Origin of the sequence: Methylotenera sp. (genome assembly GCF_030653755.1) — a bacterium.
GTDB lineage: Bacteria > Pseudomonadota > Gammaproteobacteria > Burkholderiales > Methylophilaceae > Methylotenera.
Genome location: NZ_JAURYU010000008.1, coordinates 22,763 through 41,828, shown reverse-complemented (window position 1 = coordinate 41,828; position 19,066 = coordinate 22,763). Strand labels below are relative to the sequence as shown.

At 43.2% G+C, this 19,066-nt stretch carries 25 protein-coding genes; 22 read left to right on the top strand and 3 right to left on the bottom strand.

What is annotated here, in order from left to right:
• The first annotated feature begins 121 nt into the window (after nt 1–121).
• From ruvC to xerD, 20 genes are all read left to right on the top strand, one after another.
• Nucleotides 122–700 (top strand): crossover junction endodeoxyribonuclease RuvC, encoded by a 579-nt coding sequence (gene ruvC, locus Q7U33_RS01470; protein ID WP_304857774.1) that lies wholly within the window; start codon nt 122–124, stop codon nt 698–700.
• On the top strand, nt 697–1,644 hold the full coding sequence (locus tag Q7U33_RS01465) for a prenyltransferase (RefSeq protein WP_304857773.1): 948 nt from the start codon (nt 697–699) through the stop codon (nt 1,642–1,644). The genes ruvC and Q7U33_RS01465 overlap by 4 nt, the downstream gene beginning before the upstream one ends.
• Complete coding sequence (ruvA, locus tag Q7U33_RS01460; protein WP_304857772.1) at nt 1,641–2,219, top strand: Holliday junction branch migration protein RuvA; 579 nt, start codon at nt 1,641–1,643, stop codon at nt 2,217–2,219. Before Q7U33_RS01465 ends, ruvA begins: the two co-directional genes overlap by 4 nt.
• A gap of 118 nt (nt 2,220–2,337) precedes the next feature.
• Nucleotides 2,338–3,393, top strand: coding sequence for an AI-2E family transporter (locus Q7U33_RS01455; RefSeq protein ID WP_304857771.1), 1,056 nt, complete (start codon nt 2,338–2,340; stop codon nt 3,391–3,393).
• The gene (gene ruvB, locus Q7U33_RS01450) at nt 3,390–4,427 is read left to right on the top strand and encodes a Holliday junction branch migration DNA helicase RuvB (RefSeq protein WP_304857770.1); all 1,038 of its coding nucleotides are present in this window, start codon (nt 3,390–3,392) and stop codon (nt 4,425–4,427) included. Before Q7U33_RS01455 ends, ruvB begins: the two co-directional genes overlap by 4 nt.
• A gap of 2 nt (nt 4,428–4,429) precedes the next feature.
• The gene (gene ybgC, locus Q7U33_RS01445; protein ID WP_304857769.1) at nt 4,430–4,846 is read left to right on the top strand and encodes a tol-pal system-associated acyl-CoA thioesterase; all 417 of its coding nucleotides are present in this window, start codon (nt 4,430–4,432) and stop codon (nt 4,844–4,846) included.
• A gap of 129 nt (nt 4,847–4,975) precedes the next feature.
• On the top strand, nt 4,976–5,650 hold the full coding sequence (gene tolQ / locus Q7U33_RS01440) for a protein TolQ (protein WP_304857768.1): 675 nt from the start codon (nt 4,976–4,978) through the stop codon (nt 5,648–5,650).
• A gap of 54 nt (nt 5,651–5,704) precedes the next feature.
• On the top strand, nt 5,705–6,100 hold the full coding sequence (locus Q7U33_RS01435; protein ID WP_304857767.1) for an ExbD/TolR family protein: 396 nt from the start codon (nt 5,705–5,707) through the stop codon (nt 6,098–6,100).
• A 22-nt stretch (nt 6,101–6,122) separates the two neighbouring features.
• Complete coding sequence (locus Q7U33_RS01430) at nt 6,123–6,941, top strand: cell envelope integrity protein TolA (protein ID WP_304857766.1); 819 nt, start codon at nt 6,123–6,125, stop codon at nt 6,939–6,941.
• 103 nt (nt 6,942–7,044) lie between these two features.
• Nucleotides 7,045–8,349, top strand: coding sequence for a Tol-Pal system beta propeller repeat protein TolB (gene tolB / locus Q7U33_RS01425; RefSeq protein ID WP_370651970.1), 1,305 nt, complete (start codon nt 7,045–7,047; stop codon nt 8,347–8,349).
• A gap of 44 nt (nt 8,350–8,393) precedes the next feature.
• Nucleotides 8,394–8,963: an OmpA family protein gene (locus tag Q7U33_RS01420; protein WP_304857765.1), complete on the top strand. Its 570-nt coding sequence runs from the start codon at nt 8,394–8,396 to the stop codon at nt 8,961–8,963.
• A 23-nt stretch (nt 8,964–8,986) separates the two neighbouring features.
• Entirely contained in the window at nt 8,987–9,784 is a 798-nt protein-coding gene (locus tag Q7U33_RS01415) for a YbgF trimerization domain-containing protein (RefSeq protein WP_304857764.1), read from the top strand.
• Between the two features lie 152 nt (nt 9,785–9,936).
• The gene (gene queE / locus Q7U33_RS01410; protein WP_304857763.1) at nt 9,937–10,575 is read left to right on the top strand and encodes a 7-carboxy-7-deazaguanine synthase QueE; all 639 of its coding nucleotides are present in this window, start codon (nt 9,937–9,939) and stop codon (nt 10,573–10,575) included.
• On the top strand, nt 10,572–11,252 hold the full coding sequence (gene queC / locus Q7U33_RS01405) for a 7-cyano-7-deazaguanine synthase QueC (protein WP_304857762.1): 681 nt from the start codon (nt 10,572–10,574) through the stop codon (nt 11,250–11,252). Before queE ends, queC begins: the two co-directional genes overlap by 4 nt.
• A 135-nt stretch (nt 11,253–11,387) precedes the next feature.
• Entirely contained in the window at nt 11,388–11,834 is a 447-nt protein-coding gene (gene rpsP / locus Q7U33_RS01400; protein WP_304857761.1) for a 30S ribosomal protein S16, read from the top strand.
• Between the two features lie 36 nt (nt 11,835–11,870).
• On the top strand, nt 11,871–12,422 hold the full coding sequence (gene rimM / locus Q7U33_RS01395) for a ribosome maturation factor RimM (RefSeq protein ID WP_304857760.1): 552 nt from the start codon (nt 11,871–11,873) through the stop codon (nt 12,420–12,422).
• Between the two features lie 30 nt (nt 12,423–12,452).
• Nucleotides 12,453–13,193, top strand: coding sequence for a tRNA (guanosine(37)-N1)-methyltransferase TrmD (gene trmD / locus Q7U33_RS01390; RefSeq protein WP_304857759.1), 741 nt, complete (start codon nt 12,453–12,455; stop codon nt 13,191–13,193).
• 75 nt (nt 13,194–13,268) lie between these two features.
• Nucleotides 13,269–13,664 carry a 50S ribosomal protein L19 gene (rplS, locus tag Q7U33_RS01385; protein WP_304857758.1) on the top strand — a complete coding sequence of 132 codons (396 nt, stop codon included), beginning with the start codon at nt 13,269–13,271 and terminating at the stop codon, nt 13,662–13,664.
• Nucleotides 13,665–13,830: 166 nt separating this feature from the next.
• Complete coding sequence (locus tag Q7U33_RS01380) at nt 13,831–14,367, top strand: methylated-DNA--[protein]-cysteine S-methyltransferase (protein WP_304857757.1); 537 nt, start codon at nt 13,831–13,833, stop codon at nt 14,365–14,367.
• Complete coding sequence (xerD, locus tag Q7U33_RS01375) at nt 14,360–15,268, top strand: site-specific tyrosine recombinase XerD (RefSeq protein ID WP_304857756.1); 909 nt, start codon at nt 14,360–14,362, stop codon at nt 15,266–15,268. The genes Q7U33_RS01380 and xerD overlap by 8 nt, the downstream gene beginning before the upstream one ends.
• A 320-nt stretch (nt 15,269–15,588) precedes the next feature.
• Here xerD and Q7U33_RS01370 read toward each other — a convergent pair whose 3' ends face one another.
• Nucleotides 15,589–16,398 carry a hypothetical protein gene (locus Q7U33_RS01370; protein WP_304857755.1) on the bottom strand — a complete coding sequence of 270 codons (810 nt, stop codon included), beginning with the start codon at nt 16,396–16,398 and terminating at the stop codon, nt 15,589–15,591.
• Nucleotides 16,395–16,751, bottom strand: a complete 357-nt coding sequence (gene folB, locus Q7U33_RS01365; RefSeq protein WP_304857754.1) for a dihydroneopterin aldolase — start codon at nt 16,749–16,751, stop codon at nt 16,395–16,397. Before folB ends, Q7U33_RS01370 begins: the two co-directional genes overlap by 4 nt.
• Nucleotides 16,752–16,891: 140 nt before the next feature.
• Between folB and plsY the strand changes: the two genes are divergently transcribed.
• A complete protein-coding gene (gene plsY, locus Q7U33_RS01360) occupies nt 16,892–17,533 on the top strand; it encodes a glycerol-3-phosphate 1-O-acyltransferase PlsY (RefSeq protein ID WP_304857753.1) in 642 nt (213 codons plus the stop codon).
• 94 nt (nt 17,534–17,627) lie between these two features.
• Here plsY and tsaD read toward each other — a convergent pair whose 3' ends face one another.
• A complete protein-coding gene (gene tsaD / locus Q7U33_RS01355; RefSeq protein WP_304857752.1) occupies nt 17,628–18,662 on the bottom strand; it encodes a tRNA (adenosine(37)-N6)-threonylcarbamoyltransferase complex transferase subunit TsaD in 1,035 nt (344 codons plus the stop codon).
• 171 nt (nt 18,663–18,833) lie between these two features.
• Here tsaD and rpsU point away from each other — a divergent pair, with 171 nt between their 5' ends.
• Nucleotides 18,834–19,046: a 30S ribosomal protein S21 gene (rpsU, locus tag Q7U33_RS01350; protein ID WP_015833002.1), complete on the top strand. Its 213-nt coding sequence runs from the start codon at nt 18,834–18,836 to the stop codon at nt 19,044–19,046.
• The last annotated feature ends 20 nt before the right edge of the window (nt 19,047–19,066 follow it).

The following is a 19,066-nucleotide window of genomic DNA, read 5'->3' as shown; positions in this document are numbered from 1 at the left end:
TGAAATACAAGTCTATGTCTCGTGTGAGTTGTATCACTCTACAGCGCTCACACTCTTGCCGTGCTTTAATTGAGCGCTGTATGTCTAGCTTCACACAAGACATGTGATTGATCGCGCTTAAATGGTGATGCAATCAGGCACAATCAGAATTCTCGGTATTGACCCAGGCCTCCGCCTGACAGGCTTTGGTGTGATAGAGAAAATTGGCGAAAAAATCACTTACATCGCCAGCGGCACCATTAAAACTGCCAGCGGGAAAAAAAGCAAAGTTGAGGGTGAGCCTGAGCGTGAAGAGTTACCTGCGCGTCTTAAAATCATCTTAGATGGCTTGTTTGAAGTAATCGATACTTACCAGCCCAATCAGGTGGCGATTGAGAAAGTGTTCGTGAACGTTAACCCGCAATCAACATTGTTGCTGGGTCAAGCGCGTGGAGCCGCAATTAGTGCCGCAGTTATCCGCAATTTAACCGTGGCAGAATATACGGCACTCCAAGTTAAACAAGCGGTAGTCGGTAACGGACATGCACAAAAAGAGCAAGTGCAAGAAATGGTAAAACGTTTACTTAAGTTGCCTGCTGCACCAAAACCTGATTCTGCTGATGCGCTTGCTTGCGCAATTTGTCATGCACACGGTGGGCAGGGACTCGGCTTAATGGCTACCGCAGGTTTCCGTGTACGCGGTGGGCGATTGGTCGGATGAAAAACTCCATTTCAGAGCCTAGCCCTACTAGCTTCCCTAATTCCTTATCTTGTTATTTTTTTGCCACGCGACCTATGTTTTTGGTGGCTACGCTCATGGCTTGTTTGATTGGTGTAGCCGCGGCCATTAATTCAGGCGTTGCGTTTAAGCCAGTGCTTGCAATCGCAACTTTAGTGCTTGCGCTTATGATGCATGCTGCGATAAATGTAATAAACGATTATTTTGATGCATTAAACGGCACCGATGCCATCAATCACAACAGGTTATATCCCTTCACTGGCGGTAGCCGCTTCATCCAAAATGGTGTAATGACGCTAAAAGGAACAGCCTATTTAGCGTACGCATTGCTGTTTATTTCTGTATTAGGTGGTTTGATATTAACTTATTATGTGAACTTGGGATTGTTAATGCTGGGCATGATGGGCGTGTTGATTGGTTGGGCATATTCCGCCACACCATTTCGCTTAAATAGTCGCGGTTTAGGTGAGTTGTGCGTTTTTTTAGGTTTTTTAGGGCTTGTTGTTGGTGCTGATTATGTACAGCGCCAAACCTTTTCTCTTGTGCCAATATCGGCAGGTGTTGCCTACGCTTTGCTGGTCACCAGTTTGTTATATATTAATCAGTTTCCTGATCGTCATGCGGATATGGTTTCGGGTAAGCGCACATTGGTCGTTCGATTAAAACCCGAACATGCCGTATGGGTTTATTTAGTACTAATGCTGATGGCATTGTTATGGTTATTCGGCTCAGTCTATATGGGTATATTTCCAATTTCAGTCATGCTATCGGCGATGCCTTTGCTCTTTTCACTGTACGCATTTTATGTGCTGTACCAGATATCACAAAAACCAGCGCAGTTGCTGCCAGCAATTAAATCTACACTTGCTTCTATGCTCAGTCATGCGTTACTGTTAACCATTATTTTGTTATGGAATGCGTCATGATTGGTCGATTAAGCGGTACCTTATTAGAAAAAACACCTCCGTTGGTTTTAATTGACTGTAATGGCGTGGGTTACGAGTGTGAAGTGCCAATGAGCACTTTTTACAATTTGCCTGCTTTAGGTGAAAAAGTGGTCATGCTCACGCACTTAGTAGTGCGCGAAGATGCCCAGTTGCTCTATGGTTTCGGTACAAGTCAAGAACGTGCAACCTTTAGACAATTACTCAAAGTGAATGGAATCGGTGCTAAATCTGCTTTATCTATATTAAGTGGGTTATCGATTGATGATTTAGTGCAGGCTGTTGCATTACAAGAGCCAAGCATGCTGACACGCGTACCTGGGGTTGGTAAAAAAACGGCTGAACGTTTATTGTTAGAATTAAAAGATAAATTTACGATTGATGGTGTAGCTGCGATGAACGAGCATCAACCAAAATCTGCTACTAGCGATGTGCTTAATGCATTGCTAGCGCTTGGTTATAATGAGCGTGAAGCCGTTGCCGCAGTGAAGCTGTTAGATAAAGAGATAAGTGTGACCGATGGGATTAAACAAGCGTTAAAATCACTTTCAAAGTAGTTATTTAAAGTGGTAAGCAAAGTGCTAAGTAAGTGCTGAAGCCCAGACGTGCTTTTTAAATGGGTGTATTGTTTGAGCGAGCATATTGCTAATATGCCCGATATTTTTGAGTACTAATATGATTAACACCAACCAAATCGCACGCATCACCTTGATATCGCTACTAATTGTAGGTTGCGTCTTCGTGCTTTATCCGTTTATGCCAGCAATGTTATTTGCTGCTGTGATTTGTGTGTTCACTTGGCCGTTATATCAACGTATATGGCGTTTATTAGGTAAGCGAGATATGCTTGCTGCTGTCACAATGACACTGTTGCTACTGTTTGCGCTGATTTTACCAATGGCTTACTTGGCAGTGAATTTGGCTGACTCTGCCACTGTGCTGCTTGATGAAGCACAGTCTGCTTTACAAAGTTTGCAGCCTACGGCACCAACTTGGCTAACAAGTCTACCCATTATAGGTGAGCAGTTGGCGGATTCTTGGCAACGTGCGCTAGTCAGCCATGAGGAACTCATGCGCTTGCTAAACCAGTACTCAGAACCAATTCGGGCATTTCTGTTGCAGACCGTGCAATTAGTGATGGGTGGATTCTTGCAATTGGTACTAGTTGTCTTTGTTGCCTTCTTTTTTTATAGAGATGGCACGCGTCTAGCAGACGTTATTACTGCGATTGTGCGTAGATTGGGCGGTGAACTGGGGCAGGAAATGCTAACCTTGTCATGTAGTACAGTAAAAGGCGTCATGTTAGGGGTGTTTGGTACTGCGTTAGCGCAAGCGAGTGTTGCATTGTTCGGGTTCTGGTTAGCGGGTGCACCTATGCCATTATTGTTGGCGTTAGCTACTTTTTTCTTATCGATGATTCCAGTCGGACCGCCATTAGTATGGGGTGGTGCTTCATTATGGCTGTTTAATCATGGAGAGCAAGGCTGGGCAATATTTTTATTTATTTACGGTTTGCTTGTGATTAGTACGGTAGATAATATTATTAAGCCAATCTTAATTAGCCATACATCACGTTTGCCGCTATTGCTTGTTGTATTAGGTGTACTAGGCGGGGTGTTGATGTTTGGGTTTATTGGTATTTTTTTAGGACCAACATTGTTAGCCGTTGGCCTAACACTCGTTTCGCATTGGGTAGTTTTGCAATATAAGAGAGCTGATGAAGTTGTATGATAGAAACTGATCGTTTAATCGCACCAGATGTTGTCAGTCCGCAAGAGGAGGCGCTAGAGCGTGCACTCCGCCCCAAAGTGCTGGATGAATACATCGGGCAAGAAAAAGCGCGTGCGCAACTAGAAATATTTATTAACGCAGCACGAGGACGCAGTGAGGCGCTGGATCATGTATTGCTGTTTGGCCCCCCAGGATTAGGCAAAACAACACTTGCCCATATTATTGCCAAAGAAATGGGCGTTAATATGCGTCAAACCTCAGGGCCTGTGCTTGAACGTGCGGGTGACTTAGCTGCGCTACTCACAAACTTAGAGCCAAATGACGTCTTATTTATTGATGAAATCCACAGGCTTTCACCAGTAGTGGAAGAAATTTTATATCCAGCAATGGAAGACTACCGCCTTGATATCATGATAGGCGAAGGCCCTGCTGCACGTAGCGTCAGATTAGATTTACCTCCATTTACCTTGGTGGGCGCAACCACACGCGCTGGCATGCTCACCAATCCTTTGCGTGACCGTTTTGGTATCGTCTCAAGATTGGAGTTTTATACTTCTGAAGAACTAGGCCGTATCGTGCAGCGCTCCGCAGGCTTGCTTGATGTCGAAATGGTAGACACTGGGGCGTTTGAAATTGCTAAACGCTCAAGAGGCACACCACGTATCGCTAACCGCTTATTGCGCCGTGTGCGCGACTACGCCCAAGTAAAAGCGGATGGTAAAGTCAGTGCCAGTATTGCAGATGCGGCACTTAAAATGTTGGATGTTGATAAACTTGGCTTTGATGTCATGGATAGAAAGTTACTGCTGGCCGTGCTGGAAAAATTTGGAGGTGGGCCTGTCGGGCTAGATAACTTAGCCGCAGCTATTGGTGAAGAACGCGATACCATTGAAGACGTGCTGGAGCCTTATTTGATTCAGCAAGGCTTCTTAATGCGTACACCGCGGGGTCGGGTGGCAACCATCCAGTCGTATCAGCATTTTGGTTTACCAGTGCCAGGTGCTATCGCTAGTGCTGAATCGTGGCAGGAGTAGCAATGTCTTTAAGTAAGTTTAGTTGGCCTGTGCGTGTATATTATGAAGACACAGATGCTGGCGGTGTCGTTTATCATTCTAATTATTTAAACTTTATGGAACGCGCCCGAACCGAGTGGTTACGTGCATTAGGGTTTGAGCAAACTGAATTAAAAAATAGCCTTGGCATCATTATTGTTGTGCACAGTCTGGCTATCACTTTTAAGAAGCCAGCTTATTTTAATGACATGCTTGAAATTCATTGCGATATCGTTAAAATCGGCCACGGCAGTATTGAGTTGGCACAAACCATCACGCGTGAAGGTGTGTTCTTGATTAGCGCACATGTTAAAGCGGCTTTTGTAAATGCCGCAACTTTTAAGCCTGTAGGAATTCCAGCACACATAAAACAAACCATGCTTGAAAAAGATGAGATTTGAAAAAACTTAGGCTTGAAAAAGTTTAGCCATATTCAGTTTGAAATTATTTGGACTATTTAAAGTCATGACTAATGCAGTTAATCATTGCAGTACGTCATAAAAAAGCAATAGATAAAAAGTGGAGAAGTTATGAATGCAAGTAGTGATATGTCCTTTTTTAGTCTGATCGCAGGCGCAAGCTTGCCGGTACAGCTGGTGATGCTTATTCTAGTCATCACTTCGTTGTTCTCATGGTGGTATATTTTTATTAAAGTTGCCACGATTAAGCGCGCCGAGCGTGATGCAGATGATTTCGAAGATACTTTTTGGAGTGGTGGTGATCTTAACAAGCTGTATGACGTGATTACTGCCAATCGTCGTAAGCCACAAGGCATGGCGAGTATCTTTGAAGCTGGTTTTAAAGAATATGCACGACATAAGCAGCAAACCCGTATGGACGTATCTGATGTGATGGAAGGCTCACGCCGTGCGATGCGCGCAGCTTTTAATCGAGAGATGGATGAGTTGGATGCACATTTACCGTTTCTAGCCTCTGTGGGCTCAGTCAGTCCATATATTGGCTTGTTCGGCACAGTGTGGGGCATTATGAACGCATTTAGAGGTTTATCTAATGTCGCCCAAGCAACGCTTACACAAGTCGCGCCAGGGATTGCCGAAGCCTTGGTGGCAACCGCCATTGGCTTATTTGCAGCGATTCCCGCAGTGATTGCTTATAACCGATTTGCAAGCTCAGTAGATAGGCTCTCAGTGCGTTATGAAAGCTTCATGGAAGAGTTTACCAACATCCTGCAACGTAAGTCTTAACATGATGATTCAATTGGATATTGCTTTAAAATTGTTTTCAGCAGAGGTTGCACGATGAGCAGAACACGTAAACGCCGCATGATGAATCAAATCAATGTGGTGCCGTATATCGACGTCACGTTGGTTTTGTTGGTCATTTTTATGGTCACAGCCCCTATGACTAACCCTGGCGTGGTGGAACTGCCAGGCGCAGGTCAAGCGCTCAGTCAGCCAAAACTGCCACCAGTTGTTGTCACGGTTAAGAAAGATGGCAGCATAGAGCTAGATAGTAAAACGATGCAACGTGATGAGATGTTGGTTGCGGTGCAAACCACATTAACAAACTCACCAGAACGTAGTGTGGTGATTGCCGCTGATAAAAACGTTAAATACGAAGATGTGATCAGTGTGATGGATTTGCTTAAAACTAATAGGGTAGACAAAGTTGGCTTGTTGCTTAAGCCCGCCTAAAGTGTTTAGTTAATTTAACCTTATGTTACGTCAGCGCGAAAATACAGATTCATTTAAAGCCGGTGTTTTATCCATCACTGTGCACGTCATATTGTTGGGTGCCTTGTTGATTTCGTTTAATTGGAAAACAACCCATCCAGTTAGTATTGCGGAGGTTGAGCTGTGGGATAGTCTGCCTGTCGCCAACGTGCCTAAACAGCCATCGCCAATGGTGATACCAAAACCTGTTGTAAAAGAAATTCCAAAACCAGAACCCAAGGCAGAGCGTGTGATTGAGCCTAAGCCTGAACTGAAGCTACCACCAAAACCAGAGCCAGAAATCGCAATTAAACAAGAGGCGCCAAAAAAGCCGATTAAAAAAGATCCGCCTAAAGAGCCCCCTAAAAAAATACAACAAGAAGACCAGTTGGCTAAATTGCAAAAACTAGTGGAGCAAGATGCCTTAGAAAAACCTAACAAGCCACCTATAGATGATGCGCTAAAGAAGCTACAACAAGAAAGCCTAAGTGATGAAAAAGCATTGGGCGAGCAAAAGAGTAATGCGGCAAAGGCTGGTGTAGTTGACGAATTTAAAGCAAAAATTCAAGCAAAAATTCGTAATAACGTGAATAAGTCTCTATGCGGTGATGGCAATCCCGAATTGAAATTTGATATCGCGCTGTTGCCCACAGGTGAATTAGGCTCATCACCTAAACTTACTAAGTCTAGCGGCAACGCCACATGTGATGAAGCGGTTGAGCGCGCTATTCGCGCTTCAGAGCCTCTACCTTTACCTGAAGATAAAACATTATTTTCACAATTCAGGACATTGAAGCTAACCTTTAAACCTAATGACCACTAGGTTTAAAGGTTGAAATGTAAGTAAGTGTAAATGCACTAGCATCTATTGCAGATTACAGTAAAATTTGATGAACTTTTTTAAGACTACACTGACCATACGATATATGAAAAAATTGCTTAATTTATTTCAGGTGGCCTTATTGTCTGCAACCGCATTCATGGCATCTGCAATCGTGACACCAGTTAGTCACGCAGCATTGGAAATAGAAATTAGTGGCGGCAATGCGCAGCAACTGCCCATCGCAATAGTGCCTTTTAATCAAGATAACGTTAAAAATCAAGAAAATATCGCTAACATTATTAGCGCAGATTTACGCCGCAGCGGTATGTTTAGGGTGTTAGAAACAGCGGGTGTAGTGAGTCAGCCTAGTAACATTTCCCAAGTTAAATATAGTGATTGGGCTGCATTGCAGGCACAGGCCATTGCTGTCGGAAAAATAGAAACCTTGCCAGGCAATCGTCTGAAGGTAAGTTTTCAATTGGGTGATGTGCTCAAGCAAACTCAGTTAGCTGGCATGGATTACAACATCGCGCCAAATCAACTGCGTATGACAGCACATAAGATAGCGGATGTTATTTACCAGAAGCTCACTGGTGAATCTGCAATTTTCGCAAGTCGTATTGCCTATATCAATAAATCCAAAGGTCGCTATGCATTGCAAGTGGCGGATGCGGATGGTGTTAATCCACAAACCGTCGTTTCTTCCAATGAGCCGATTATTTCGCCTGCATGGTCGCCTGATGGTAGCAAAATTGCCTACGTGTCTTTTGAAAAGAAAAAGCCGATTATTTTTGTGCAATCACTGATGACAGGTCAACGCATCACATTGGCAAGCTTCAAAGGCAACAATAGTGCACCTGCATGGTCGCCAGATGGCAGTAAACTTGCGATAGTGTTAACCCATGCTGCCAACTCACAGCTTTATCTTATTAATGCTGATGGCAGTGGCTTAAAGCAACTGACTAAGAGTAGCGCAATTGATACAGAGCCTATCTGGTCGCCAGATGCTAAGTGGATATACTTTAGCTCTGATCGAGGCGGTAGTCCGCAAATTTACAAAGTATCATCCATTGGTGGTGATGCGCAGCGAGTCACATTTGATGGTCCTTACAATTTAAGCCCGCGTTTCTCTCCAGATGGCAAATCGCTAGCGATGATTCGTAACGATGGTGGAAAATTCCGCGTTGCCTTGCAGAACCTAACGACAGGGCAGGTACAGATACTTAGCGAAGGCTCGCAGGATGAGTCACCTAGTTTTGCACCCAATGGTCGTGTGATACTATATGCTACTAGAGCAGCTGGCCGTGGCTCGCTTGCAGCAGTTTCTGCAGATGGTCGCGTAAGGCAGCGTCTAAGCGAGTCAGGCGGCGATATTCGCGAGCCAGCATGGGGTCCTCTACTGAATTAATGCGATGTAATATGGATGGTTTGTTTTTACTAAAGGAGAAAGTAATGATTAAGGGAATTTTTAATAAAAAAGTATTAGGTGCTTTAGTGCTAGCAGCAATGTTATCTGCTTGTAAAAGTACACCGATGACAGACAAGCCTGCAGGCGTTGAAGATAAAAGCCCAGCTGGTTCATCACAGTCTAGTGACGGCTCAGCAGATACTTCAGGTGTTAAAGAAGTTACTATTGATAGCAATGCTAACAACGGTAATAACCCACTGAAAGATCCAAACAACATTTTGTCAAAAAGAAACATCTACTTTGACTTTGATAGCGACACAGTACGTGCAGAGTTCCGCCCATTAATCGAAGCGCATGCAAAATACTTGCTTGCTAATACTGATGCTAAATTAGTATTGCAAGGTAACGCTGATGAGCGCGGTACACGTGAGTACAACGTTTCATTAGGTCAACGTCGTGCAGTGTCAGTTAAAAAATCATTTAACTTGTTAGGTGTTCAAGACAAGCAAATCGAAACAGTGAGTTTTGGTGAAGAAAAAGCATCAGGAAATTGCGCTGACGAAGCTTGCCATCAATTGAACCGTCGCGTTGATGTTGTTTACGAAAACGACTAATTTTTAGATAATTAAGTTTAAAAATGATGAAAAACCTGATTCTGTCTAGCGTATTGTTAGCAACGCAATTATTTTCCATGAGCAGTCACTCTGCATTGTTTGATGATGCAGAGGCGCGAAAGAAAATACTAGAAGTTGAGAAAAGTATGCAAAGCCAGAATCAGGCTACGCAGTCTGCAATTAATGATTTAAAACAATCGCAAGAGCAGCGGGATGCTATTGCAAGAAACGCTTTAGCCGACATGCAGTCACAGCTTGATGCGTTAAAGCAAGAGAATGCAAGGCTTAAAGGTGAGCTTGAAGTCGCCAATCATAAAGTTGAAACCGCACTTCAGCGTCAAAAAGATTTATATACAGATATTGATGAGCGTTTGCGTAAGATAGAGTCCGCGCCAACAGCTGAAGTGGCTGCCACGCCCGCAGTTGCTGAAAAAGACACGCAGGAATACCAGTTGTTAGAGTTAGCAAACGGCCTCTCAAAAGAATCAAAGCATAAGGATGCATTCAATGCATACGATAAGTTCCTGAAAGATTATCCAACTAGCAGCTATGCGCATGAAGCAATGTATGGTCTGGGCTACTCACAATTTGCATTAAAAAATTACAAGTCATCTATCGCCACTCAGCAAAAGTTAATTGATACCTATGCTGATAGCCCGAAGCTACCAGATGCAATGTTCAATATGGCGAATAGCCAAATTCAGCTTGGTTTAGTACTAGGTGCTAAAAAAACATTACGTGATTTAATCGCTAAGTTTCCAAATAGTGAGCTGACGCCAACCGCGCATAAACGTTTAAAAGCATTAGAGGCTATTCGATAGATATTTAAAAATAGTGATTAAAATAGGTAAGCACCTAAAATTTGTTTATTCGCCTACATTTAGGCAAATAAAGCTTTTAAGTTAAAATAGCGCCAATCTCTGTGTTGGCGCTATTTTTTTGCGTGATTAATTGTTGGTGTGCAAAGTATTAGATGAAACTTAAAATCCATGAAATTTTTTATTCGCTACAAGGCGAGTCCTCGCGTGTGGGCTTGCCTACCGTATTTGTGCGCCTTACAGGTTGCCCAATGCGTTGCGTATATTGTGATACTGCCTATGCTTTTAGTGGCGGTAGCAATATGGAAATCGATGACATTCTCACTAAAGTCGCAGAGTTTGGCACGCCATACGTGACAGTGACTGGCGGTGAGCCGCTGGCGCAAAAAGACTGCCACGTATTACTTAAAGCGCTGTGTGATCAAGGCTATAGCGTTTCTCTAGAAACTGGTGGCGCTATTGATATTGGGCCAGTGGATGCTCGTGTATCAGTCATCTTGGATATTAAAACACCAGATTCAGGTGAACTCAAAAACAACTTATGGACCAATTTAGCGCATCTTAAAAAAACAGATGAGGTAAAGTTTGTGCTATGCAGTCGCGCTGATTATGAATGGGCAAAAGACCTTTTGGTAAAAGAGCGTTTAACTGATAAATGCCCAGTACTATTTTCACCAGTTTATAGCCAAGTAGTGCCATCAGACTTAGCCGATTGGGTCTTGGAAGATAAGCTTCCTGTGCGTATGCAATTGCAGTTACACAAGATATTATGGGGCGAGGTGCCTGGAAAATGACAAAAAAAGCCGTTGTACTTCTGTCAGGTGGGTTAGACTCAGCCACAGTGTTAGCCTATGCACGTAACCAAGATTTCGATTGCTACTGTTTAAGTTTGGACTACCATCAGCGTCATATTGCAGAGTTGTTCGCAGCAAAAAATGTTGCCAAAGTGATGGGTGCAGCTGCACACAAAACTGCACAGTTGGATTTATCTTTATTTGGTGGGTCGGCACTGACTGATGATGCTATTGCTGTGCCTGAAAGCGCAACAGAAGGCATTCCCATTACTTATGTGCCAGCACGTAACACCATTATGCTATCGCTGGCATTGGCTTGGGCCGAAGTGTTGCAAGCACAAGATATTTTTATTGGCGTGAATGCTTTAGACTATTCTGGTTATCCAGACTGTCGTGGAGAATACGTTAAAGCGTTTCAAAATATGGCTAATTTAGCCACTAAAAGTGCAGTGGAAGGTAAAACTATTACCATACATGCACCTTTAATCGATATGACTAAGGCTGAGATAGTCAAACTAGGCACAACATTAGGTGTAGATTACGCCATGACGGTTTCGTGCTATCAGGCTGATAGCGAAGGTGAAGCTTGTGGTTTGTGCGACTCATGCCGCTTACGTCGCGAGGGCTTCTTAGCAGCAGGGTTGGCGGACCCTACACGTTACAAACTACATTTATAATCCTAACTGGCAAACTATTTTTATATAAATCATTACTTGATTAATAAATGTAGATAAATAGCTTGCCAAAAGGTGTATAAGTAACGTAAAATCCGCGCCTTTCTGCTTTAAATTTTTCAAAAGAGAACAAAGATTATGGTTATTATTCGTTTAGCTCGTGGTGGCGCGAAAAAAACTCCTTTCTACAACTTGGTTGTAGCTGATTCACGCAATCGTCGTGATGGTCGCTTTATTGAGCGTGTTGGTTTTTACAATCCATCAGCTAGTGCAAACGCTGAAGGTTTACGTATCGATTTAGCTCGTGTTGCGCATTGGCAAAATAACGGCGCACAACTGTCTGATACAGTTGCTCGTTTAGTTAAATTCCACGCTAAAGGTCCAGAAGCTGCTATTGCTGCTAAAGCAAAAGACGCTGCTAAGGCTGAAGCTGCTAAAGCAAAAGCTGCTGCTGAAGAAGCTGCAAAATTAAAAGCAGCCGCTGACGCTGCTAAGGCAGAAGCTGACGCTCAAGCCGCAGAGGCTGCTGCCGCAGCTAAAGCTGCTGAGGCTGCCGCTGCTGAAACACCAGCTGCTGACGCTTAATTTAAAAAGCTTAGGTAATTTACCTAAGCAATTAAAATGGCTGTGAATAACATGGTAGTAATGGGGCGCATTGTTGCGCCCTACGGCGTTTATGGTTGGCTTAAAGTGTTGCCTGATACAGAAGTCATTGACGGCCTGTTTGATTATGACACTTGGTGGCTAGGTAAAGGCGACGACTGGCGCGAAATGGTGGTTGAAACTGCTAAACTTCATAACGATGTTATTGTTGTGAAGTTGGCAGGTGTCGATGATCGTGACGCTGCGTTGGCGTGCAAAGGTAAGCAAATTGCCGTGCCAAGAGCGCAATTGCCAGAGCCTGACGAGAATGAATATTACTGGTCAGACTTAATCGGGTTACGTGTTAAAAACAGTCAGGGCGTTGATTTTGGTTTAATTACTGAAGTGTTTGAAACTGGTGCAAATGATGTGCTCGTCGTAAAATCAGATGTAGTAAAACCAGAAGTATTGAGTGCTGATGCTGATAAAGAAAAACCGCAAGAGCGACTATTGCCCTTTGTAGCAACAGTCGTATTAGAGGTTGATTTAAAAGCCAAGACGATGCTGGTTGATTGGGACGAAGACTTTTAGTCGTTTCGTTAAAATTAAACCATTTAAATCATGGCGTTTAAATTTGATATTGTGACCTTGTTTCCTGAAATGTTTGATGCCATCACTAAGTATGGCATTACAAGCAGGGCATTACAGCAAGGCATTTATGAGGTTGGCTTTTGGAATCCGCGTGATTTCACTAGCGACAATCATAAAACCGTAGATGATAGACCTTATGGTGGTGGTCCTGGCATGGTGATGCTGGTGCAACCGCTTGAAAAAGCAATTAACGCAGCAAAGGCAACACAGACGGCTGAGAAAATTGATCATTGGGTTGTGCATCTATCGCCAGCAGGAAAGCCGCTGACGCATCAGAAAGTGATGGAGTTAAGCAAAAAGCAAGGCTTGGTGTTGCTTGCCAGTCGATATGAAGGCGTCGATCAGCGTTTAATTGATGCTGAAGTGGATGAAGAAATATCGATTGGGGATTATGTATTAAGTGGTGGTGAATTGCCCGCCATGGCGTTGATGGATGCAATTATCCGCCAGTTGCCAGGTGCGTTAGGTGATAGTGATTCTGCAATTGAAGATTCATTTGTAGATGGCTTGTTAGATTGTCCGCACTACACTAGGCCAGAAGAATATAACGGTAGTCGAGTGCCTGAAGTATTAATGTCAGGTAATCATGCCAAGATTAAACAGTGGCGTTTGAAAATGTCACTGCAAAGAACTCGGGATCAACGTCCCGATTTATTGGCCGCAAGGCCGTTGACGAAAGAAGAAGCACGGCTACTAAAAGAACTTGAATAGGGTTTTGATCAGTAGGAACAAGTTTCTTCACAATTAAAAGGAACTCCGACGGGTAACTGGAAGAGATAAATAAAGATGGCAGATATTATTAAAATGTTGGAAGAGGAAGAAATTGCCCGTTTAGGCAAAACGATTCCTGTTTTTGCTCCAGGTGACACTGTAGTGGTTGGCGTAAACGTAGTTGAAGGTACACGTAAACGTGTACAGTCATACGAAGGCGTTGTGATTGCAAAACGTAACCGTGGTTTGAACTCATCATTCATCGTACGTAAAATCTCATCTGGTGAAGGTGTAGAGCGTACATTCCAAACTTACTCACCACTAATCGCTTCAATTGAAGTGAAACGTCGCGGTGACGTACGTCGTGCGAAACTGTACTACCTACGTGAGCGTTCAGGTAAATCTGCACGTATTAAAGAGAAATTAGTAGCACGTGACAGAGAAGTTTTAGCGCCAGTAGAAAAAGCGTAAAACCTAGTATTTGTGTTGTAAAGCACACTAAACCCCAATTGATGAAAATCATTGGGGTTTTTTATTGTACATTTAATGGCAATACGCTAATCACTTGGCAATGAAAGTGATTAATAAACAAGATGTGTTGTTTGCTCATGACGCACTTTGCGCTTAACATAACGTGATGAAATCTAACTCTCTTGCCATCAATGATCATGCTTTAATTAATGCACCGTTTGGTCAGGTGTCTATTGGTGTTCATCATGGTCAGTTAGTCATCGAGTTGCTTCCGCCAGCAACCAATACGCAGGAGTTCCCTGGCCATGGCAAGGTGTCACTTGAGAAACCATCAGCACATCCACTAGTGAGCGCGGCTTGCCAACAACTCATGCAGTATCTGCAACAAGCTAGTTCAACATTTAACTTACCTGTTCACCAGAAGGGCACAGTCTTTCAACAGCGGGTTTGGCAGGCAATTGCAGCCATTCCATGTGGACAGACCAGCACGTATACAGAGTTAGCAAAACAAATTGGCTCAGGGCCGCGGGCGGTAGCAAATGCTTGTGGGGCCAATCAGTTGCCGTTGCTTATTCCGTGCCACAGAGTGGTCGCTAAAAATGGCTTAGGTGGGTTCATGCAAGGTAAACATAATGGCTTGCTTATTAAGCAATGGTTGTTACAGCATGAAGGCGTGCAATGTGGTGAGGTGGTAAGTGAATAAACGCCTAATTTCACCAGATGATGTAGCGCAGATTGATGTTTTTATTGATCATCTATGGTTAGAGGATGGCTTATCTAAAAATACATTAGAAAGTTATCGGCTAGACCTCACTTCGTTTGCGGTTTGGGTGTTGACTCAAGGTAAGCAGTTATTAACTATTGATAAAGCGGATGTTCAGCAATATCTGGCAGTTAGGTTTCCACAAAGTAAACCGCGTAGTATTGGCCGCCTAATTGCCAGCTTGCGCCGTTTTTATCGCCATTGCTTACGTGAAAATACGATAAACGTTGATCCTACCGTCCAAATAGAATCCCCTAAGTTACCGCGTAGTTTGCCCAAAAGCTTGAATGAAGAAGAGGTGGAAGCTTTACTCAATGCCCCCAATTTAAATGAGGCTGCGGGAGTGCGAGATAAGGCAATGTTGGAGTTGCTTTATGCATGTGGACTACGTGTATCTGAGCTGGTTTCAATTAAAACAACGGAAGTAAGTCTCAGTGATAGTGTCGTGCGTGTGACAGGTAAAGGTAGTAAAACGCGCTTAGTGCCGATGGGTGAAGATGCCGTTGAGTGGATATCGCGTTATTTAAAGGAGGAGAGGCGGCAAATATTGCAAAACCGATTATGTGATGCGTTGTTTGTTACAAATCGCGGGGATGCAATGACACGCCAAGCTTTTTGGTACATGATTAAGCGTTATGCATTGTTAGCGGGAATCACCAAGCATATGTCGCCTCATGTGCTACGCCATGCGTTTGCAACGCATTTGCTCAACCATGGGGCTGATTTAAGGGTGGTGCAGATGCTGTTAGGTCATTCAGATATTTCTACTACCCAAATCTATACGCATGTGGCGCGGGAGCGGTTGAAGCGGCTGCATAGTGTGCATCATCCGCGGGGCTGATTGCTTCTCCGTCATTCCCGCATACGATTTCACAGGTGCTTAAGTGCCTAGTGAATCGGAGTGCCTGTGGTGCGAAAGCGGGAATCCAGTGGCTTTAAGTAGTGTGTCGGGGGTAGCCCGACAGCTAGTTACTTTCTTTTAACTGCCTGAAAAGAAAGTAACCAAAGAAAACGGCACCCCACACCACGGGCTACGCCTTCCTTGCGCTACTCAACATAAAGGCAGCAATCGGAAACTCGCTTCGCTCAAACAACCGATTACTGAAAGCTCCCTTTATGTCTGTGTTGCTCGGCCTGGTGTAAAGGGGGTATGAGGAAGTATTAAGCAGAGTAAGGGTTCTTGCTATCTTTTTTCATAGCGTCGACTAAGTAGGGGCTGTAAATTAATGCAAACATCCAAGATAGTGTGTAATCACGCACAGAGTCGACGCAATTAACAAAAATTTCATCATCAATTCTAATTTTTTGCCCAACCATTGATTTTAGGTTAGGGCAAGTATTGGCAGCTTTATTGTCAATAACTCCTTGATTGTGAAGAATGCAATTTCTTATTTGATTAAACTCTTCAATATGAACAACTTTGTTTTTATCAAACTCTAGATTTATTTCAAAGATTTTCAAAAGAGCGCGGTGTTTTTTAAATTCACTTACATTACCTTCTTCTTTTTCTAATTTGCTACGGGTTTTTCTTCCTAGTTTCCCGTATATCTCACTAGCCCATAATTCTGTTCCAACTTGTAAATCTGATTTTATTGCTATCCCAGCATTATTAAGCTTTTGATTGAGATTTTCATCATTCATTATTAGTCTTATCATTAAATCGTCAAATGAACATTCAACAACAGACCAGTAACTTACTAAGAACGGATATAAAACAGACTCTGAATTTCCCTTTAGAATTAAACTACTAGCTTTTCCCAGAATGAGTGATTCATCAGCTAGTTGCGTGAGCTCTAGTGCTTGAGCTCCATTGTCAATAATTGATGATTCAGATAGCTTATTTAAATAATAAGGAGTTCTGATTGAGTAATTTAGAAGCTTTATAATTAAGTGGGTTGTATTGGCTTGTTTGGCCAGTTCTGCCCATGTAGCCTTAATCGGCTCAATCAATATTTTGACAGCTTCCCTCAAGTTTTATTTTCTCTTTCAATCACCACTCCCAACGCCTTCAATCCTGGCAACACAGTAGGCTTAGCCACTTTAATCTTCACACTTAGCGCGTTAAACTCTTTCAGAATCAATTGGCATAGGTGTTCTGCAAGTTTTTCTACTAGTTGAAAGCTGTTTTCTTGTAGGGTCTCACGTACACGGTTAACCACGGCGCCGTAATCGATAGTGTCGTTTACATCGTCGCTTTGGCAGGCCTTGCTGAGGTCGTAGCCGATTTCTATGTCTAGGATGATGGTTTGCGGGGTCATGCGTTCCCATTCTGGTACGCCTAGTTTGGTTTGTACTTTAACTTCGCTTAAAAAAATGGTGTCCATAGCGCCTTATTTTCTTGTCGTCATTCCCGCGAAGGCGGGAATCCAGTAATATCTTGAATATTAAACCACAATTTATTAGAAATTGTGGTTATCACAGTTAGATTCACGCCTATGCGAGAATGACAATAAAGAGAGTTTAAATGAATGAATTAGGGTTTATTCCTGTCACCTTAGTGCCCGTTGTTTGGATTGTTGCGGCTTATTTGCTGGGGTCAATTGCATTTGGTATTTTAGTGAGCAAGCTATTTGGTTTGCCCGACCCGCGTACGGTGGGTAGCGGTAATATTGGTGCGACAAATGTGGCGCGTAGCGGTAAGAAATCAGCGGCGATTTTAACTTTATTGGGTGATGTATTTAAGGGTTGGTTTCCTGTCTGGTTGGCTTTGCAGTCAGGCATGACGATGTGGGTGGTGAGTGCGGTAGGGTTGGCTGTGTTTTTTGGCCATTTATACCCAATTTATCACGGGTTTAAAGGTGGCAAAGGTGTTGCGACTGCATTAGGTGTAATGTTGGGTTTTGCGCCTATGCTTGCGTTGGCGGCGTTGCTGACTTGGGTGGTTGTGTTTGCGGTGTCGCGTTATTCATCGCTGGCTGCGTTGGCGGCGGCGGCATTGGCGCCTATGTATGCGTGGTTTTTACTGGCAAACGCAGATAATGCGATTGGTATCTCCGACTATGTGCTGATGGTATTAGTGATGTCTATTTTCTTGATATGGCGCCATAGAAGCAATATCAAAAAGTTGTTGGATGGTACTGAGTCAGGGTTTGGTAAAAAGAAATAAGGTAAAAATAATGTTAGATAAAGTAAAGGTAGAAAAATCACCATTCCCTTGCTTCAAGTGAGGTGATTTGGGCGTGATCATTTAAGAATGCTGACTAAGGTGCTAGTAACTCACTTAAGTTCCAGCGTGGTTTTACACTAAAGCTGTAATCTTTATCCACATTGTTTTGCATGGTACCTTGCATTGCTTTCAGGCGCATTGCGCCAGCAAATGCAATCATCGCACCGTTGTCAGTACAAAACTCCAAACGTGGGTAGCTTACCTTGCATAATTTTCGCTTGGTGGCAGCGTTTAGTTTTTCTCTTAACTTTGCGTTTGCACCAACGCCACCAGAAACAATCAAATTATCTAATCCTGTTTCTCGTAGCGCACTCATGCATTTGATTGATAACACTTCAGTCACTGCTTCTTGAAACTCGTAAGCGATATCGGCTTTAGTTTCAGCATCTAATGGTTGATGTTGGTTAACTAAGGTTAGCACGGAAGTTTTTAATCCACTAAAGCTAAAGTTTAAATCACCGCTGTTTAACAGTGGACGAGGTAATTTAAAACGAGGTTTGCCAGTTTTTGCTAAGTTGGATAGTGCTGGGCCACCTGGGTAGCCCAGCCCTAATAATTTTGCTGTTTTATCAAAGGCTTCGCCCGCGGCATCATCCAGCGTATCGCCAAGCAACTCATACTCGCCTATGCCATTAACTCGCATCAGTTGGCTATGCCCGCCAGAAACTAATAAAGCGACAAATGGAAACGCAGGTGGGTTGTCTTCTAATAAAGGCGCTAATAGGTGACCTTCAAGATGGTGGACGTTAATGGTAGGAATTTGCAGGCTAAACGCAAGAGATTCAGCAAAGCTAGTGCCTACCAATAATGCGCCAGATAGTCCAGGGCCTTGTGTATAGGCAATGGCATCAATGTCTTGCAATGTTTTATTGGCATCTTTAAGTGCGAGTTCTGTGAGTGGCAGTACGCGGCGAATATGATCGCGCGATGCAAGCTCAGGCACTACGCCACCATATTCTGCATGCATCTCAACTTGGGAGTGTAGTGCGTGCGATAATAAGCCATTGTTCGTGTCATATAAGGCGATACCAGTTTCGTCACACGATGATTCAATGCCTAAAACTAACATTTATTTTGGTCCATTTTGTCTAAAAGTGCATTTTTATAACACAAAGCTATAAAAGTAATTGAATAAAAGTAATTATACGATTAAAATGGTGGACTTTTCTCAAGTTTATAAGCCTTTGTTTAGCGAACTTGAGCATCACCTAATTAAATTGTTGCAGATAAGAGAGAATGAATGTCTAGTGTACGCGTAAAAGAAAATGAGCCGTTTGACGTTGCTCTTCGTCGCTTTAAGCGCCTAATTGAAAAAACAGGTTTGTTGAATGATCTTCGCGCTCGCGAATTTTACGAAAAACCAACTTGGGAACGTAAACGTAAAGCTGCTGCTGCTGTTAAGCGTCAATATCGTCGCTTGATGAAGCAAACTTTACCAGCAAAATTGTACTAAGAAGCTCTAGGTATATAGGG

Coding starts and splice junctions, on each gene's coding strand:
- ruvC (WP_304857774.1), top strand. CDS start 122: ATGGTGATGCAATCAGGCACAATCAGAATTCTCGGTATTGACCCAGGC.
- Q7U33_RS01465 (WP_304857773.1), top strand. CDS start 697: ATGAAAAACTCCATTTCAGAGCCTAGCCCTACTAGCTTCCCTAATTCC.
- ruvA (WP_304857772.1), top strand. CDS start 1,641: ATGATTGGTCGATTAAGCGGTACCTTATTAGAAAAAACACCTCCGTTG.
- Q7U33_RS01455 (WP_304857771.1), top strand. CDS start 2,338: ATGATTAACACCAACCAAATCGCACGCATCACCTTGATATCGCTACTA.
- ruvB (WP_304857770.1), top strand. CDS start 3,390: ATGATAGAAACTGATCGTTTAATCGCACCAGATGTTGTCAGTCCGCAA.
- ybgC (WP_304857769.1), top strand. CDS start 4,430: ATGTCTTTAAGTAAGTTTAGTTGGCCTGTGCGTGTATATTATGAAGAC.
- tolQ (WP_304857768.1), top strand. CDS start 4,976: ATGAATGCAAGTAGTGATATGTCCTTTTTTAGTCTGATCGCAGGCGCA.
- Q7U33_RS01435 (WP_304857767.1), top strand. CDS start 5,705: ATGAGCAGAACACGTAAACGCCGCATGATGAATCAAATCAATGTGGTG.
- Q7U33_RS01430 (WP_304857766.1), top strand. CDS start 6,123: ATGTTACGTCAGCGCGAAAATACAGATTCATTTAAAGCCGGTGTTTTA.
- tolB (WP_370651970.1), top strand. CDS start 7,045: ATGAAAAAATTGCTTAATTTATTTCAGGTGGCCTTATTGTCTGCAACC.
- Q7U33_RS01420 (WP_304857765.1), top strand. CDS start 8,394: ATGATTAAGGGAATTTTTAATAAAAAAGTATTAGGTGCTTTAGTGCTA.
- Q7U33_RS01415 (WP_304857764.1), top strand. CDS start 8,987: ATGATGAAAAACCTGATTCTGTCTAGCGTATTGTTAGCAACGCAATTA.
- queE (WP_304857763.1), top strand. CDS start 9,937: ATGAAACTTAAAATCCATGAAATTTTTTATTCGCTACAAGGCGAGTCC.
- queC (WP_304857762.1), top strand. CDS start 10,572: ATGACAAAAAAAGCCGTTGTACTTCTGTCAGGTGGGTTAGACTCAGCC.
- rpsP (WP_304857761.1), top strand. CDS start 11,388: ATGGTTATTATTCGTTTAGCTCGTGGTGGCGCGAAAAAAACTCCTTTC.
- rimM (WP_304857760.1), top strand. CDS start 11,871: ATGGCTGTGAATAACATGGTAGTAATGGGGCGCATTGTTGCGCCCTAC.
- trmD (WP_304857759.1), top strand. CDS start 12,453: ATGGCGTTTAAATTTGATATTGTGACCTTGTTTCCTGAAATGTTTGAT.
- rplS (WP_304857758.1), top strand. CDS start 13,269: ATGGCAGATATTATTAAAATGTTGGAAGAGGAAGAAATTGCCCGTTTA.
- Q7U33_RS01380 (WP_304857757.1), top strand. CDS start 13,831: ATGAAATCTAACTCTCTTGCCATCAATGATCATGCTTTAATTAATGCA.
- folB (WP_304857754.1), bottom strand. CDS start 16,751: ATGGACACCATTTTTTTAAGCGAAGTTAAAGTACAAACCAAACTAGGC.
- plsY (WP_304857753.1), top strand. CDS start 16,892: ATGAATGAATTAGGGTTTATTCCTGTCACCTTAGTGCCCGTTGTTTGG.
- tsaD (WP_304857752.1), bottom strand. CDS start 18,662: ATGTTAGTTTTAGGCATTGAATCATCGTGTGACGAAACTGGTATCGCC.
- rpsU (WP_015833002.1), top strand. CDS start 18,834: ATGTCTAGTGTACGCGTAAAAGAAAATGAGCCGTTTGACGTTGCTCTT.